The sequence below is a fragment of the Lentibacillus halophilus genome (assembly GCF_055395055.1).
Window position 1 is genome coordinate 2,518,206 of the sequence record NZ_AP043750.1, and the last position, 16,903, is coordinate 2,535,108.

The 16,903-nt window shown below is 42.7% G+C and carries 17 protein-coding genes; 3 read left to right on the plus strand and 14 right to left on the minus strand.

The features are described 5' to 3' along the window. Positions 1 to 126: 126 nt before the first annotated feature. The 7 genes from ACZ5Q7_RS12420 to ACZ5Q7_RS12450 form a co-directional block, all read right to left on the minus strand. Positions 127 to 2,061 carry a stage V sporulation protein D gene (locus tag ACZ5Q7_RS12420; RefSeq protein ID WP_343753549.1) on the minus strand — a complete coding sequence of 645 codons (1,935 nt, stop codon included), beginning with the start codon at positions 2,059 to 2,061 and terminating at the stop codon, positions 127 to 129. A 471-nt stretch (positions 2,062 to 2,532) separates the two neighbouring features. Then, a complete protein-coding gene (locus ACZ5Q7_RS12425; RefSeq protein ID WP_343753551.1) occupies positions 2,533 to 4,701 on the minus strand; it encodes a penicillin-binding transpeptidase domain-containing protein in 2,169 nt (722 codons plus the stop codon). Positions 4,702 to 4,712: 11 nt separating this feature from the next. Continuing rightward, positions 4,713 to 5,093 (minus strand): cell division protein FtsL, encoded by a 381-nt coding sequence (gene ftsL, locus ACZ5Q7_RS12430; protein WP_343753553.1) that lies wholly within the window; start codon positions 5,091 to 5,093, stop codon positions 4,713 to 4,715. Between the two features lie 2 nt (positions 5,094 to 5,095). Beyond that, entirely contained in the window at positions 5,096 to 6,070 is a 975-nt protein-coding gene (gene rsmH / locus ACZ5Q7_RS12435) for a 16S rRNA (cytosine(1402)-N(4))-methyltransferase RsmH (RefSeq protein WP_343753555.1), read from the minus strand. A gap of 27 nt (positions 6,071 to 6,097) precedes the next feature. Then, positions 6,098 to 6,529 (minus strand): division/cell wall cluster transcriptional repressor MraZ, encoded by a 432-nt coding sequence (gene mraZ, locus ACZ5Q7_RS12440; protein WP_343753557.1) that lies wholly within the window; start codon positions 6,527 to 6,529, stop codon positions 6,098 to 6,100. Between the two features lie 271 nt (positions 6,530 to 6,800). After that, the gene (gene bshC, locus ACZ5Q7_RS12445) at positions 6,801 to 8,423 is read right to left on the minus strand and encodes a bacillithiol biosynthesis cysteine-adding enzyme BshC (protein WP_343753559.1); all 1,623 of its coding nucleotides are present in this window, start codon (positions 8,421 to 8,423) and stop codon (positions 6,801 to 6,803) included. Between the two features lie 114 nt (positions 8,424 to 8,537). Next, positions 8,538 to 8,918, minus strand: coding sequence for a DUF3397 domain-containing protein (locus tag ACZ5Q7_RS12450; RefSeq protein WP_343753561.1), 381 nt, complete (start codon positions 8,916 to 8,918; stop codon positions 8,538 to 8,540). Between the two features lie 156 nt (positions 8,919 to 9,074). Here ACZ5Q7_RS12450 and ACZ5Q7_RS12455 point away from each other — a divergent pair, with 156 nt between their 5' ends. Continuing rightward, positions 9,075 to 9,563 (plus strand): N-acetyltransferase, encoded by a 489-nt coding sequence (locus ACZ5Q7_RS12455; RefSeq protein WP_343753563.1) that lies wholly within the window; start codon positions 9,075 to 9,077, stop codon positions 9,561 to 9,563. 104 nt (positions 9,564 to 9,667) lie between these two features. On the opposite strand, the gene ACZ5Q7_RS12460 is transcribed toward ACZ5Q7_RS12455, so the two are convergent. The 3 genes from ACZ5Q7_RS12460 to ACZ5Q7_RS12470 form a co-directional block, all read right to left on the minus strand. After that, the gene (locus ACZ5Q7_RS12460) at positions 9,668 to 10,156 is read right to left on the minus strand and encodes an RsfA family transcriptional regulator (RefSeq protein WP_343753565.1); all 489 of its coding nucleotides are present in this window, start codon (positions 10,154 to 10,156) and stop codon (positions 9,668 to 9,670) included. Between the two features lie 282 nt (positions 10,157 to 10,438). After that, positions 10,439 to 10,615 (minus strand): 50S ribosomal protein L32, encoded by a 177-nt coding sequence (gene rpmF, locus ACZ5Q7_RS12465; protein ID WP_343753567.1) that lies wholly within the window; start codon positions 10,613 to 10,615, stop codon positions 10,439 to 10,441. Between the two features lie 38 nt (positions 10,616 to 10,653). After that, the gene (locus ACZ5Q7_RS12470; protein WP_343753569.1) at positions 10,654 to 11,172 is read right to left on the minus strand and encodes a YceD family protein; all 519 of its coding nucleotides are present in this window, start codon (positions 11,170 to 11,172) and stop codon (positions 10,654 to 10,656) included. A 197-nt stretch (positions 11,173 to 11,369) separates the two neighbouring features. Between ACZ5Q7_RS12470 and ACZ5Q7_RS12475 the strand changes: the two genes are divergently transcribed. Next, complete coding sequence (locus ACZ5Q7_RS12475) at positions 11,370 to 12,584, plus strand: nucleotidyltransferase (protein ID WP_343753571.1); 1,215 nt, start codon at positions 11,370 to 11,372, stop codon at positions 12,582 to 12,584. Positions 12,585 to 12,636: 52 nt separating this feature from the next. Here the strand turns inward: ACZ5Q7_RS12475 and ACZ5Q7_RS12480 are convergent, their stop codons facing one another. Beyond that, positions 12,637 to 13,665: a SepM family pheromone-processing serine protease gene (locus ACZ5Q7_RS12480; RefSeq protein ID WP_343753573.1), complete on the minus strand. Its 1,029-nt coding sequence runs from the start codon at positions 13,663 to 13,665 to the stop codon at positions 12,637 to 12,639. Positions 13,666 to 13,884: 219 nt separating this feature from the next. On the opposite strand from ACZ5Q7_RS12480, the gene ylbJ reads away from it, so the two are divergent. Further along, a complete protein-coding gene (ylbJ, locus tag ACZ5Q7_RS12485) occupies positions 13,885 to 15,099 on the plus strand; it encodes a sporulation integral membrane protein YlbJ (protein WP_343753574.1) in 1,215 nt (404 codons plus the stop codon). Positions 15,100 to 15,132: 33 nt separating this feature from the next. On the opposite strand, the gene coaD is transcribed toward ylbJ, so the two are convergent. The 3 genes from coaD to ACZ5Q7_RS12500 all read right to left on the minus strand — a co-directional run bounded on the left by coaD (position 15,133) and on the right by ACZ5Q7_RS12500 (position 16,881). Then, positions 15,133 to 15,618, minus strand: coding sequence for a pantetheine-phosphate adenylyltransferase (gene coaD, locus ACZ5Q7_RS12490; protein WP_343753576.1), 486 nt, complete (start codon positions 15,616 to 15,618; stop codon positions 15,133 to 15,135). A 15-nt stretch (positions 15,619 to 15,633) separates the two neighbouring features. Next, entirely contained in the window at positions 15,634 to 16,194 is a 561-nt protein-coding gene (gene rsmD / locus ACZ5Q7_RS12495; protein WP_343753578.1) for a 16S rRNA (guanine(966)-N(2))-methyltransferase RsmD, read from the minus strand. Between the two features lie 411 nt (positions 16,195 to 16,605). Further along, a complete protein-coding gene (locus ACZ5Q7_RS12500) occupies positions 16,606 to 16,881 on the minus strand; it encodes a YlbG family protein (RefSeq protein ID WP_343753580.1) in 276 nt (91 codons plus the stop codon). Positions 16,882 to 16,903 lie beyond the last annotated feature (22 nt).

The window sequence follows — 16,903 nt, forward strand, 5'->3', positions numbered from 1 at the left end:
CATCCTATACTTGCATTATTTTTCCCAATCGATACCGAAACACGGCAGGTGCTTCTTGACCTGTGTCATATTGGAACGGTCACCGTTAAAGCAATCTTTCATTATTATAGCAAACATTCGTCTGAATCACGATGGATTTTTATCAGATAGATAAATTCTTATTTTTTCGCCTTGTTCGACTTTTGTACCGGCGCTTGGCTGCTGGTCGATAATATATTTACCGGATCCGCTCGTTTCAATGGATAACGTCGTTAAATATTCCGACAATTCCTGTTTAGTTGATCCAATCAAATCCGGCACTTCAACTTTTGGTTTATCAGGCCACGTATACTCTTTTTCCAGGCCTCCCTTACGCTTTTCAACGCCCATTGCCTGCAAGCTGTCATGAATGATCGTGCCCACAATTGGGGCTGTGACCACACCGCCGAACTGGGATGTTTTTTTTGGATTATCAACCGCAACATAAACGACTATTTCCGGATCATCCGCCGGTGCAAATCCAATAAAAGACAAAATATAATTGTTCGCTAGATAATTCCCATCCGGCCCCACTTTCTGGGCCGTTCCAGTTTTGCCACCGACACGATAGCCATCAACATATGCCGAACGGCCGGTTCCTTTTGCGACAACACTTTCCAACGTTTGGCGAATTTCCTTGGATGTGGATGATGAAATAACGTTCTCTTTTATAGTTGGTTTGATGGTATCCACAACGTTATCAGTTTGTGGATCAATCCATTTCCGGGCAATGTGCGGTTTGTATAATTTTCCCCCATTAATCGCAGCTGTCACGGCCATTATCTGTTGAATCGGTGTCACCGATACCCCTTGACCGAACGACGTTGTTCCAAGTTCCACTGGGCCTATATTATCCGGGTCAAACAAGATGCCTCTCCCTTCTCCATTTAAATCAATGCCTGTTTTTTCTCCAAATCCGAAATCATCGATATAACTAAACAATCGTTCCTTGCCAAGCTTTTGACCCATCTTCACAAATCCCGGATTGCAGGAATTTTGAACGACTTCAAGATACGTCTGGTTTCCATGTCCACCACTTTTCCAACAATGCAGTTTCGTGCCACCGACTGAAATATCGCCGTCGTCGTTGTATTCATCGTCCTGCAAATCGACTACATTTTCTTCAAGAGCGGACGCCAGTGTAATGATTTTGAAAGTCGATCCTGGCTCAAACGTGCTCCATATTGGCAAATTGCGGTTATATATTTCCGGATCAACTTGCTGATAATTCTCGGGATTGAAATTCGGTCGGGTTGCCATCCCAAGAATCCCGCCATTATCCGGGTCAACAGCTATAGCCAATGCACCTTCGGGATTGTATTTCGATTCGGCAAGATCCAGTTCACGTTCCATAATGGTTTGAATTTTGGCATCGATGGTCGTTTCTAGATTCAATCCATCTTCCGGCGGTTTATAGTCATCGGCTATCTGTTCCAGTTTTCCTCCTTTAGCATCGGAGTAAAAAGACAGGCTTCCTTCCTCCCCATCCAGTTTGTCATTATAATACAGTTCCAGTCCCATCAGCCCTTGATTATCAATTCCTGCGAAACCGAGCACATGGGACAAATAATTATCAAACGGATAATGGCGTTCGGAATCCTTGGCGAGGTAGACACCATCGAGATTAAGTGTCTGAAATGCTTCTTCCTGTTTTTCTGAAATTTTTCTGCCTTCCGGATGAACACGCGTATACACGGCATCTTCAGTCACGTACTCGTATGCCGTTTTTTCCGATATGTCCAATATATCAGCCATCTCCCCGGCTGTTTTTTGTGGATTTTTGATTTGTCTCGGCACAACAATCACCGAAGGAGCCGACACATTCTCTGCCAGAATTTCGCCGTGCCTGTCCACTATTTTTCCGCGTTCCGGTTCAAATGTAATGTCCCTACTCCAGGATTCATTGGCGAGTTTCATCAATTCATCACCAATCCAAAATTGAACATAACCTAATCTGGCATCAATGATGGTAAAGAATAACAACCCGCAAAGAAAAATAATAACCATTCGTTTCCTTACAGTGACAGTCGATACACGTTTCATTCCATATCCCCTTTTCATAGGCTGGCTTGTATCCACTATATGTTTTTTAGAAAACAAATAGAACATAATTTGGATCGGGAGAAAGGAATAGTCTTATAAAAACGAAGCTGAGACAAAAGACGTGTAGTCAAATAAAAATCCGAACTATGATTCGAAAAAGATCTGAATCAGTTCGGATTTTTCGTTTAGCGCAGGAAAAACACGGAGACTCCTGCGGGATGAAAAGCCTAGATAAGACCCCGCAGTGCGATGAGCACAAAGCAAAGCTTCCATGAGTAGGCTTCGACCTGCGAGGAGCGTAGGCTTCGACGAATAAGCTTGCAACGCGACGAGCACGAGGAGGCTTATCAGCGCCCGGGGAAAGCGCAGTGTTTTTCCGGAGCGATGGCCACGCCTTAAATATATCGTTCGTATTTGGAAGCGATTTGTTCAGTCTTGTCCCAGCCCCGTTGTCGTTTTTCGTATGACTGACTAGTCTTCGTGTCCGTTTGTTGATTCTTCAACCGATTCGGGTGGCTTCAATTCCACAGACAGGTAATCCTTTCCTTGAAGAGAGGTTCCTTCTTTAATGCTCTGTTTGGTTACATAACCCGTTCCTATTGTTTCCGCCTTTAAATCCAAGAGATCAGCAAGTTGTAACACATCTCTCTTGGACCATCCTATAACGTCTGCCATGACCGGCTTATTAGTCAGAAGAATGACACGATCGCCCTTAAGAAGCTTATCGCCTTTGTCCGCACTAGCCGCTTGCACTGTACCGTCCGAACCAATCATAGATACAGTCAATCCTTTATCCGTAAGTGTTTGTTTTATGGACGATGCGTTTTGCCCCGTTAGTTTCGGCAGTTTCACCGGCTTTACGTGATTGGCATCATTTTTATCCGGTTCAATATCCAAATAATGCAAGGCCTTTTGCATGACATTTTTGAAAATAAAAGCCACTGGTGCCGACCCGCTCTCATTGCCTTCGATATCCGGTTTCTTGACAGATACATACATCATCAGCTTTGGATCTTCTTTTGGTGCCATACCAAGAAACGAATAAATGTAGTTACCGTGCCCGTACAAATAGTTACCATTTTCATAGATTTGAGCGGTTCCCGTTTTTCCCGCCACAGAATAATTGGGTAGTTTATATTCCTGTCCTGTTCCATGTTCTGATGAAATGACGGACCCCATTAAATTCAGAACATGATCGGCCGTTTTTTCGGAAATGGGTTCACTCACCACTTCAGGTGTTTTTTCATTGATTACGTCGCCAGTTTCCGGATCAACCGATTTTGAAATGACGTAAGGCTTCATCATTTTTCCGTTATTAGCAATGGCAGTCGCTGCTTTCATTTGTTGGATCGGAGTGATGGTAGTCGCTTGGCCGAACGCTGTGGTAATCTTATCACGAGGATAATTATAAACCAGTTTTCCTTTCCGTTCATTCGGCAAGTCAATACCGGTCTTTTCATCAAAATCAAATGCCTTCAGATAATTCAGATACGCATCCGTCCCCATCTTTTCCCAGACGAGTCGGGCGGCAGCAACATTTGACGACCGTGTAAAACCTTGATCAAATGTAATGGAACCCCAGTCCTTTTTCCAATCACTCACCCGTCTGACACGGTCACTGATCTTATATGAACCCGATTTGAACTGTTCATTCCCATTATAATCGCCTTCTTCAATGGCAGCTGCCCACGTGAACATCTTCATGGTCGAACCAGGTTCATACGGAGAAGAAATCATGTTATTAAACCAGTTTTCCACATCTTCCAGCTTATTTGGGTTGTAGCTTGGCCGATTGCTCATAGCCAGAACTTCACCAGTTTTCGGATCCATAACAGCCGCCGTCATCTGCTCGGGACTATATTGATTATTCACCTGTGTCATGACATCTTCAAGAAGCGTCTGAACTTTTTGATCCAACGTCAAGTACACATCGGATCCATCTTGAGGTTTTTCCATAACTTGATCCGGGTTCAGAAGCTTATCGTTGTATTGATCCTGCTCATACGAAATATGGCCATCTTTTCCTTTAAGCTTCTCATTCATTTCTTTTTCAATGCCATTAACACCTGTGATGGTCTTATTATTTTCCTTGGCATATCCGATCGTATGAGCTGCAAACTGGCCGTTGGGGTAATAGCGAATCGCTTCTTCCTTGAAACGAATCCCGGGTAGATTAAGTTTCTCAATCTTTTCTTTTGTCTGTTGGGATATCTCTTTACCGGCACTCCCGAATTCCACTTGAAATCGATCTTCTTCTATGGCTTTTTGCAGCCGTCTTAATATATAGCTTTTATCCACATCCAGCACAGGAGCCAGTTCTTCAGCCGTTTTTTTCGGATTCTTTACATGCCTTGGCTCGTCAGGGTCAGAGGTATACGATTTTCTGACGATAGCCTGAATCCGGTAAGCCGGCCGATCATACGCTAAGGTCATACCGTTTCGGCCATATATATTTCCACGTTTGGCATCAAGAGTATAAGACGCCTCACGCTGCTTTTCAGCCCATTTTTCCAATGAAATGTTGCTAATCTCCCCTGTGGCCTGAATATAGAGAAATCGGCCGGCAATTAGCAAAAATGCTCCTGAAAACACAATAATAAGAATACTGGACATGAAATGGGTTCGTTTGTTCTTTTTCATAACCATCCGCCTTAGTTGCTGTTATACACGGTCGCTTGTTTGACATGGGCGTCTTGAATCTTCAAGCCATTCTCCTTGGCAATTCGTGCAATACGTTCCGGACGGCTTAATTGTTTCTTTTGGTACAGCAAACCTTCATTGGTAACTTGCTGTTGCTCTACGGTCTCCTCCAGTGATTGCACTTTCCGGTTGAGGGTATCGGTTGATGAGGCAAATGAAACCACATAGATGCATGTGGCAATCAATAAAAATCCTATGACGGAATAAATGAGTTTTTCTCCTTTTGTAATCCAGCGTTTTTTCTGAACATGAACCGTGGTTGTCTGCTTCTCCTGTTCAGGTATGTAGGAGGTATACGATTGATCCCATTTACGCGCTGCATTTCCATCCATCACTATTTCCACCCTTCTTCATATGTAAATGTTTCATCCCATTCACGCACCTTTTCAGCAATACGCAGTTTCGCTGATCGGGAGCGGCGATTCGTATCGAGTTCCTGCTCACTCGCAATAATCGGCTTTTTGTTTACTAATTGAAATGGAGGCTTATGGTCATCAGGAATAACCGGTAAATTCTTGGGTACCGGTTTGGTGGTGCTCCATTTTTTGAATGCTTGCTTACAAAGCCTGTCCTCAAGTGAATGAAATGTGATGACGGCAATTCGTCCATGGATTCCCGTCATTCGTGCCGCTTGGTGTAATGCATCGTTAAATGCTGTCAGTTCGTCGTTGACGGCAATTCGCAATGCTTGAAAAATGCGTTTCGCCGGATGTCCGCCCTTCCTGCGGGCAGGTGCCGGTATGGCATCTTTAATGATGTGTACTAATTGATGTGTTGTTTCAATTGGCTGTTTGCTTCGTTCCGCTTCGATTTTTCTGGCTATCTGTTTGGAAAACTTCTCCTCACCATAATGAAAAAATATTTTGGTAAGATATTCATAGGATCGTTCATTGACAATATCCCGGGCATCCAGGTCCTGATCCTGATTCATGCGCATATCCAGTCTGGCATCCTGTTGATAACTAAAGCCACGGTCGCCCCGATCCAGTTGCGGGGACGAAACACCGAGATCAAACAGAATCCCATCAGCGCTTTTCAATTGCCGGATGGTCATTTGTTGTTCGAGTTCCTGAAAGTTCGCATGAATGAATTCCACACGGTCCCCATATGTCTGGAGCCGGTTTTTTGCAGCCTCAAGCGCTTCCCAGTCCTGATCAAACGCCATCAGCATGCCTTCTTCTCCCAAGCACCCTACTATTGACTCCGCATGTCCACCGCCGCCGACGGTACAATCAACATACGTTCCATCCGGCCGGATATTCAGTCCTTGCAACACATCATCGCGTAGTACACTGTCATGTTTAAACATTGTTACACCTGCTTTTTAATCTTCTCCTTAAATATCAAAATCCATTAAATTCTCAGCAATGTCACCAAATGATTCCTGGGCATCTTCAAAGTATTCATTCCAACTATCACTTGCCCAGAATTCAACTCTGTTTGAAACACCGATGACAACGCATTCCTTATCCAGTTCTGCGTAATTCCGTAACGGTTGTGGAATGTTTATCCTTCCCTGTTTATCCACGTCACATTCAACGGCGCCCGAGAAGAAAAAACGTGTGAAAGCTCGTGCGTCTTTTTTGGTGAGTGGCAATTTTTTCAGTTTTTCTTCCAGTTGCTTCCACTCATCCATAGGGTAGGCGAACAGACATTTATCCAGTCCACGGGTGACTACAAAACTTTCTCCAAGCCCTTCACGAAACTTGGCCGGCACAATAATTCGTCCCTTGGCATCGATATTGTGCTGGAATTCACCCATGAACATAGAGCTCGCCCCACTTTCTTACACACATGTTACCACATTGCCCCACTATTCACCACTTATTTTTAAAAATTTCTTCGATGTTTTTTAAAATGGGACGAAAGATCCAGTATGGTATACAGAAAAACTCACGAGTCAGTTGCCATTCACACCCTGTTTGAACACTTGCCTGAGCGCAGGCTTAAATATATTTTTATCCAAACGTTAAAAAACCCCCACTTTTTACCGCGCTCGTTGTAAGCGTGGGAAAAAGTGGGGGCATCGGATATATCCGTTACAGATAAACAATGTAGTGGTTGTTTCTGAACGAAAATGGTTCCCTTGCCATCTCCCGAATAAAACAGGGGCCATAGTTATTCATAAACGGCAATGGGTTCCAGATACGTTCCTGAAGTCCATTTGCCGGATGTATAGCATGATGAGCAAGGTCAAATTGCCTTATTTCATTGTCGTATTTTTCTTCCACAGCTTGGCGTAGTCGTTTTTCAATGAAATCAATATTGCTGTGGAGATAATACAAATTTTTATCGCCCAATTCACCAAGATTAGCACCCATGTCGTTAGCCATTTGACGCAATGGCTCATGCACACCGCGAATGGCGTCCTTCACTTCTTGAGCAACGCGCTCCACAGGTGGATTATGTTGCGCAGCCAACCACGTCACTTTTGAATCTTCCAGACCGTATTCAACAGCGTATTCTGCGTTAATACCGAACTTGGTTAATGTTTTTTCCACATTCCGGTCAATCAATGTAAACGATAAACGCGGCTGAACCGGTGGCATTTCCATACCTAATGCATGAAATGCCGGTTTTAACGCAGCCCAGTAACCAACTTCACCCGGACCACCAATAAATGCCAGTGTCGGAAACAACCATTCCTGCATGATTGGTCTGGTCACCACATTGTTGCTCAAGCGTTCCGGGGTCTCCCTAGCTGTCTGCAACACTTCCTGGGTTGTCAGCAACACTTCATTCTGTTTCCCGACCCAGTTGCCTTCATCATCACGAACAAGTAACACTCGTTCATTGTTTAAATGATAGAAAAGATGCGCATCATTAGGCCCAACATCGAGTGATGGGCTATACCCTTGCTCCTGCAATTGCTGAATGGCGGAATGGACACCATGACTAATGTCTTCCTGTTGTTCAATCAAATGGGAAAAAGCCTCTTGTTCCAGATGGCGCATGGCCGGATGGCCCGAATCAGCGAGAATGATTGGTTCTCCGTCCAATAGCTGGTAAAGAAACCGGGCAAAAAAATCAACATAAGTCGATGATTGCTCCCAGCAGTCCTGTATCATATGATAAAGCTGTTTCGTGTGCTCTGTTTCGGGCAACGTTTCAAACAATTGATCAACCCAGGACGTGAGAGCTTCTCCATCAATCGGTATGTCAGAAACAGGTTGTTTTCCCTCTGGCTGTTGTGTCAATGAATGCTTTTTTAATCTCATTTGTTCAGATACAAATACATGATTAACTTCATCAAAATCATGATCCTCACCCGCTATCCAAAACACTGGAACAATGGGAACCCCTAATTGGCTTTCCTGCTGTTTAGCAAACTGTATCACCGAAATAACTTTGTTAATCGTATACATCGGGCCCGTCAGCAATCCTGCCTGCTGACCGCCAATGACGACGGCACTATGTTTTTCTTTCAACCGTTCTATTGCATCATATGTTGAACCGGGGGCGCCCCACTGGTTATTCATTTCTGTTAATGCTTGAATTAATTTATCACGGTCCATATTTTTTTCCTGCAATGCCTGCAAACGCTCAGAATACGTTGTTTCCGTATATGGATCATAATCAAAGTGCTTCATAACGCGCGATTGTTGATTTTGGTAATCATTTATGAGTGGATTGTGTTGTTGTTTCATTGAACTGAACTGCATAGCGTGCATACTCCTTTTACTTTAATGAATCGATCCCATACGTATTGTATAAAAAAAATATATCAATTGCACTTATTCTGTCTGTTTTCCAATAATCGTCAATGAGCTGCTGTGTCATAAAAAGTGACCGATAATTCCTGTTATCGCCAACAAACCATATAAACATGCAAACAGCAAAAAACAAACACGCCAAAAAATTTTAAAAGCTTTGCTAAAAACAACTTCCGTATGCCGCTTCCACCGAATAACAACAATGACAATAAATAACGTCATCAAAAAAACGGGAATCATTTCAACATAATCTATACCGAACATCATATAAAGCATTGTTGATACAGCCAATATGTATAAAAGGGTTGTCCAGTTCGCCGCGGTATGAATGGCTTTCCATTGGTTCCACCCAGCCCCGGAAGCTATATAATAAACACCCCAGGTTGCCAACATCGGCAGCGTAACGATGATGCCAATGATAAAAGCAATCACATCAATGATCATACGTATTTCACCCTCTCCTTCCACTTATCACACCAATCCGACACCGTCAGTACGAAAAGTGTCTCAATTATGGTTCCGCCATTCCCTTCCTTTCCTTTTTATATTATAATAAAAGATATAGATATGCTAAATGATTTTGTTAAAGGGGGAAATGACATGATTAATGATACGGATGTGGAAAAGCTTTTCATTAATTATAAAACGTTAGAGCAGTTCAAACGATTCAAAGAATACGGAAATCAGGAACTTTCGATGATTGAGGATTTGCAAAACAATATTGTTGAAAACAACAGCGAATCACCGTTTTACGGAATCTACTTCGGAGACAATCTCATTGCCCGCATGAGTTTGTACAAAGTGAAAGCAAAATACGACAACTATTTTAATCCACCTCAGGAGTATCTTGAATTATGGAAACTGGAGGTATTGCCTGATCATCGTGGAGAGGGGTATGGCAAACGAATGGTCGACTTCGCCAAAAGCTTTAACCTGCCGATTAAAACAAATCCGCGGATTAAGTCGCACGGTTTTTGGGAAAAGATGGGCTTTCAAAAAGCGAAATATGAAATGGAGCGGGACCTCGGGGAAAATCCTCTTATCTGGTTGCCAAAAGGTGTTTCCGAGAAAACATCTGACAATTCATAAAGAGATACGCCTATCAACAGGCGTTTTTACTCCCACTGATGGCCGGTATGATGCGATAAATAAAAGACATGAATGGCATATACGGACATTCATGTCTTTTCCTCTCATTGTTTCGATTCCCTTACCCAGTTCCATAGTTTACCCATTTCCCGCCATGCTTGTTCGTAATGATGCAGCTGCTGTTTAAGTACTTCATTTTCCTTTTCCAGCTGTTTAATCGTCGTTTCTTTTTCATAAAGGGCCAAGGTACTCTCATCCAAATAGCCTGCACGTACCTTTTCAAGCATAGCTATCGCGTGATCAATGGGATTTTCTCCCGTACTCAGATCTTTCATCGGTTCGTCATACCCGATGGACTGTGATCTATTTTGATTTTTTCGATCTTCTTTAGCCCGCTCAATATCCTGGGCATATGTTTTACGGATAGCGGCGTTCCATCGAAAGCCACATGCCGCCGAGGTCCTCGACAATTGCTGAGCAACATCCTGAAAAGCTTCCAGTTGTGTTTTGCCGTCTCTGACATAGCTCAGGACCGTTTTAGCAAGCAGTTGGTCTTCATCTTCTGACCACGCATCCTGACGTGCAACATTCATAACACCCCTCCTTATCAGTTGCTATCAATGTATGCAAAAAATAGGAGTGATAGAATCGCCCAGATGAAATTGTTTGGAAGCACAAAGATACTCATGACCTCCAAACGGCACAAATAAACGTTCCATATTAGCGGTTTTTCCGATGGGATTTTGATGGGATTTTGCTTTGATCCTGTCTTGTCAATACCAACTCAGCTTTTGGATCCACATAAACAATGGACCATACATAAAAAAACAGATCACTGTCTGTCAGTGATCTGCTCGTTAACGTATGAATTCTTATCAGTCGTTAGCCACGACCTGTTTTCCGTCATAATGTCCGCATGATCTGCACACGTGATGTGGTTTTGTCAGCTCACCACAGTTGGAGCACTCCACCATGCCGGGCACATGCAATTTTTTATGCGTGCGGCGTTGATTTTTCACCTTTTTCGATGTTCTGCGCTTCGGTACTGCCACGACTTACACCTCCTTCAATAGCTGACTTGCCAGATGTACTACTCGTCTTCATCGTTCAATAACTGTTCGAGTTTTTTCATACGTGGATCCGTCTTTTTTTGCTGTTGATCTTCGGTCGTGAAATTCCATCCCTCACCCTCAAACACAGCTTGATCAATGATTTCGTCATCATCAGAGAATACCCGGTAAGGCACTTCCAATAAGATATTCTCTTTAATAAGCGGGGTTAAGTCGAGGACTTCCTCCTCAATGGGGTGAATGTCATTCTCCGTCTCATCATTGGATGGTGATTCCGAAAATATTTCAACTGCATCCACGTTAAATGAATAAGGGACATCGGCCAATGTACGAGCACATGGAAGCACCATATCCCCTTCAATGTTGAACGTAAACACGATATCATTGCCCTGATCGTCTGCCGAACCATGGACATGAACAGAACCAATGTTACGTATATCATTATTCATGGTTTCCAATTCAGAAACATCCACCTGTTCATCAAACCAGTAAGGGCCATTGCTGTCGTTTTTCTTAATATGTCCTATTGGAATCTTCATCAACTATCACCTCAAGGCAACAAGAATTATTTTAAAAGGAATCCGGGTTTTTGTCAACATTTTTCCTTTACACGCTATATTATATACTACAATTATATCATGATTATCAAAATGTTCATTATCACGTATCTAACCATGCGATGGGGATTCTTTTTTGATACAATGAGAACGAATCTTTAAACAGGGGCTGAGCGTATATGAAAGCTTGCGGACTGATTGTTGAATACAATCCGTTTCACAATGGCCACGTCCACCATATGAAGCAATCCAGACAGGAATCCGGCGCCGATTGCCTGATTGCCGTGATGAGCGGTCCATTTCTTCAACGCGGTGAGCCGGCCATTATGGATAAATTCCACCGAACCAAAGCAGCATTGGCAGAAGGCGTGGATATCGTGTTGGAACTTCCTTATTTATATGCTGTCCAAGGCAGTGATTGGTTTGCTGAAGGGGCTGTTCGCACATTGTATCAAAGTGGTGTTTCCAGTATATGCTTTGGGAGTGAGTCCGGCAACTCCCGTGCGTTCACAGACGGTTATGCCATGTTTAAAAAGAATGAAGCGACATACCGAAGCGTTCTTAAACATTCTCTGAATGCAGGAGCTGCTTTTCCGGATGCGAGTCAATTGGCCTTCCAGCACATCGGTTTGAATGGTGGAAACATGGATTTGGAACAGCCAAACAACATTCTCGGCTTCAGTTATGTCCGAACCATCATGGATAACAACCTTCCCATTACCCCACTTGCCATCAAACGGAAAAAAAGCCATTACCATGATCAGACAATGGTCGGATCAATTGCCAGCGCAACAAGCATCCGGAACAAATTGCTTCAGGATCGGAGCGTTTCAGAAGCGATTGCTGATACACTTCCAGAGGAAACCATTCGTCAGCTGTTTGCTTATCTGGAAAAAACCGGATCATGGCATACGTGGGAGGACTACTTCCACCTCGTCCATTATCGTGTCATGACGATGACCATTGCTGAACTTGCTGCCATACACGGGGTTGATGAAGGATTGGAATACCGGATTAAACGAACAGCACGAGTTGCATCATCCTTCTATGACTGGATCCAACGAATAAAAACAAAACGCTACACATGGACCCGCCTGCAGCGAATGTTTGTACACATTTTGACCAATACGACTAAAACAGATATGCACCGAGTGAAACAATTACGAGAGGTTCCATACGTCAGGATTCTCGGAATGACAAAAATGGGACAAGCTTATTTAAACAGGCAGAAAAAAAGAATGGATGTTCCCCTTATTTCTAAATTGGGAAAAACCATGGATCCGCTCCTGTCAATTGAAGAAAAAGTGAGCGACGCCTATTACAGCATGCTTCCAGCAGACAAATGGGAAAAAGGGCATCAGCAGGAATTACAACCCCCGATCATCATGGACTGAATGGCTGTATGATCCCGGAGGAAGAGCATATGGATCCGTTTTCTCCCTTTCGCTATTTCTCTTTTGCCTGTAATTGTTGTAAATAATTTAATGCGTCCGAAAATGTATCAACCGGAACTATGGTCATATCGGTGCCAATGTCATCAGCAGCTTCCATGGCTGCTTCATAATTTGAATCGTTGGCACCATTCTCATTCGGCGCAAAAAATATGGCACATCCTTCATCATCTGCGGCAATGACCTTTTTCTTAACACCACCAATACGCAGTATGTTGCCTTGATAGTCAATTTCACCTGTACCGGCTACTTGAAATCCATTGGTTACATCCGTCTTTGTCAGCTGATCATAGATTTCCAACGAAAACATCAGACCGGCACTCGGACCACCAATGTCACCACTTGAAAATTGAACATCTGGATCGACCTGAACTGCCCTATCCGTTGCCAGTCGGATACCAATCCCCGTCTTATTTTTATCGTCTGGAAATGGTTTCAGTTTGATGTCTTTCGTCAGTGTCTGGTCATCCCTTTTTATATCCACTTCGATCGTGTCACCCGCCTGTTTCTTTTCCACGTAGCTGATTAATTCATCGGCCTTTTGAATGGTTGTATCATCAATACCTGTAATACGATCCCCCCGTTGCAACACATCACTGGCTGGCATCTCATCCACGACAGAAACAACATATACGCCTTTATAATCGATATCAATATCTTTATCTGCTGCTTGATACGCCACAACCTTTGCTTTTTCCTGTGAACTCTCCATCATTTGCAGTTGTACATGAAGAAATTCATCTTTTGATACACCTTCAGGCCTCACTTTCCGAAGTGGAAGAACTTGCTGGTGGGGTAGGACTTTTGCCCATAAATATTGAACTGGTGTAGCTTGTCCCCCTTGAATCGTGACCAGATGCATATCTCCCTGGCTTTTATAACCTCCTTCGACCTCCACAATGGGATTCAATGCGTCGGCCCCACCAGGTTTATATATATAATAAGGCATCTTGTACATGGAAACAAACAAAGCAATGCCTATGACAATAATTAAAAAAATGAACTGTTTTTTTGTAAATAGCACCGTAAAACTCCTTTCACCTTCTCACCAGCACGACTGACCCTTTAATGTATTCAAAAGTGTATGTCATAAAAATGGGATGTATGTGCGTATATTGATATAGACTTGTACTATTTATTCATCCAGTCTAAAACGTAAAATCGATCTGAAATGAAGCTGGCAATAATTTTACTACCGTAAGCCATAAAAGTACAGAATCAGCACTTATTAGGAGGCCCGGCATTGAAACAGCAAATAACAACCATTGCACTTGCAGGAATAACTGCCTTTATTGCCATTTCTTTAATAAAGTTCCCCGATCAGTCATTGGAAGCCAGCATAAGAGGATTAAATATGTGGTGGGAAATTGTCTTTCCGTCATTATTGCCTTTTTTTATTACGGCTGAGTTGCTGATCGGTTTCGGCTTTGTAAAATTTATCGGTGTACTGTTTGAACCGATCATGCGTCCCGTATTCAAAGTTCCCGGATCCGGAAGTTTTGCATGGGCAATGGGTATGGCCAGTGGGTATCCAACCGGTGCTAAAATCACAACCCGTCTCCGGGAAGACCGGCAGCTGACACGCATACAGGCTGAGCGACTTGTATCATTCACCAATGCATCCAGTCCACTTTTCATTTTTGGAGCTGTATCAGTTGGATTTTTTTATGATGCAAAACTCGGAATTATCCTCGCGGCTGCCCATTATATCGGGAATGCCCTAGTCGGTGTCTGTATGCGTTTTTATGGACGAAACGAAGAAAAGTACGACCCTATTTCCAAAACAGGCAAACAACGATTCTCCATCCTTAGGGCCTTCAAAGAAATGCACCGTACCAGGATGGACGACCCACGCCCGTTCGGGAGAATTGTTGGGGATGCCGTTTTAAACTCCATTCAAACGCTTGTTATGGTCGGCGGGTTTATTATACTTTTCTCTGTTTTCACAAAGCTGTTATATATTGCAGGGATATCACAGACCATCGGTGTTTTGTTTCAATATGTACTGAAAATGGTTTCCTTACCTGGGGATCTGGCCATCCCCATGCTATCCGGCCTATTTGAAATTACATTAGGAGTGAATTTAATTTCATCGAATGATGCCGCCCACCTTCTGGAAAAAATTATTGTCGTCAGTTTTATCCTTGGCTTCAACGGACTGTCCGTTCAGGCGCAGGTCGCAAGCATTATATCATCATCCGATATTCGGTTTTATCCGTACTTTTTCGCACGTATTCTGCATGGTTTGTTTGCAGCTATACTGACTGTTGCTTTTTATACACCGCTGTATTTAAACAAAACATCGTTTGATTTTAAAGGTATTCCCGTTTCCAACCATATACAGGAGGGAACGTGGCGGTATGTACTTCAGACATTAGCCGATATAGGCCCTATAATAACAGTCATTTTTCTGTTTATCGCCATCCTTATTCTGATGAACCGTCAGTACAAACGTTAAAAAGATGTTGCCCCATGCAACATCTTTTTTTGGTCATGTGACGCGATATTTCTTCTTCAGGGCTGTCTGAACGACTTCAGGGACCAAATCGGAAACATCCGCCTGATACTTTGCTACTTCTTTAACAACGCTTGAACTCAGGAAGGAATATTGATTGTTGGTCATCATGAAAAGTGTCTCTATATTGTCATCCAATTTTCTGTTCATGGCTGTAATCTGTAATTCATATTCAAAATCACTGACCGCACGAAGGCCGCGTAAAATAGCATCAGCACTATGTTGTCTAGCATAGTCAATCAGCAGTTCACTGCTTCTGTCAACCGATACATTCGATAAATAGCTGGTTGTTTCTGACAGAAGGGAAACTCGTTCATCCACTGAAAATAAGGGATCCTTGGATTGATTATTAAAAACAACAACGATAACTTGATCAAAGATTTCAGAACCCCGTTCAATAATGTCAAGATGTCCATTGGTTACGGGATCAAAACTGCCTGGGCAAATCGCTAATCGGGTCAATGGTACTTCTCCCTTCTATTCTTGCTTCTTTTGATAAATGGTGACACCAGTCGTTTCGCCATATAATCCAGTTTTAAGGATGTCATAGCGATCATCGTGGATGGCTACATGGTCATTAGCATCATGTTCACAAAAAATCATGCCATGGTCATCAAGCAAATCCCGTTTAATCACGTCATTCAAAAGTTTCGTGTAATTCATCGTATTATACGGGGGGTCAAGCAATATTAAATCGAATCGGAGGCCTCGTTTAGCTGCACTGTTCAAGGCCCGGGAGGCATCTGTTCTGAATATTTCCGCATTGTCTTCCAATTGCAGCATCCGAATATTGTCATAAATCGTATGTATAGCTTGCGGATGTTTATCGACAAATATTCCTTTCTTCATGCCTCTGCTTAGTGCTTCCACACCTAATGCCCCACTTCCGGCAAATAAATCAAGACAAACACCTTGATCAAAAAAAGGGCCCAGTATTTGAAAAACCGCTTCCTTAACTTTATCCGTTGTAGGCCTGGCTGTTTTACCAGGGACCGCTTTTAGTTTACGCCCTTTATACGAACCTGCTATAACCCGCATGCAACCACCTCAATAAATCATAATAAGTGTAACCGGATCAAAGCGCAAGACATACGATTTAACCATTATTATTTTTTATACATGATGGCCTTAAAAATGGATTAGTTATGTATAATATACGAATCAATGGTTATACTAAGCTAATGAAGCAGCTTAAACATTGCTTGGCTGTTTCAAAAACTCGGAGAAGACTTACACTTCCCCATAAGTTCTTTCTCCGGTTTCTCCTCTCCCTTTGCCTTTTTGTTTTCCAGCGTGAAAACAAAAGGACCTGCAGAGTTATATCTGCAGGTTTTTTGTTTTTCCTGAACAGGCCCGTATCTGACCCAGCGAATGGAAACGATTCTCCAAATTCATCAACACTATTGCAAAAAACCTTTGCGAGTAAAGCTATGTAGCTTCCGCAAAGGTTTAAATATCCATTTTATAGTCATATTGTTTGGCTTTATCAGGTTTTGCATTTTCAAAATTTGTTTGAACAAATGGCTTTTGTGAACGTTCCACACTTATGATAAACGGTAACTTCAGTAATTCAGCCTCTGTTTGATCAAGTGAATCCTGATCAGCATAAAGCACAGCATATTTTAATCTTTTTGATGAATGAACCAAATGTCCAAACCGTTTGATGTGTCTGGTATTTTTCATATGTTTAAACCAGACAATAAGTCCTTGCCGTTTTGTTCTCATACAGTATCCTCACTATTCCCTA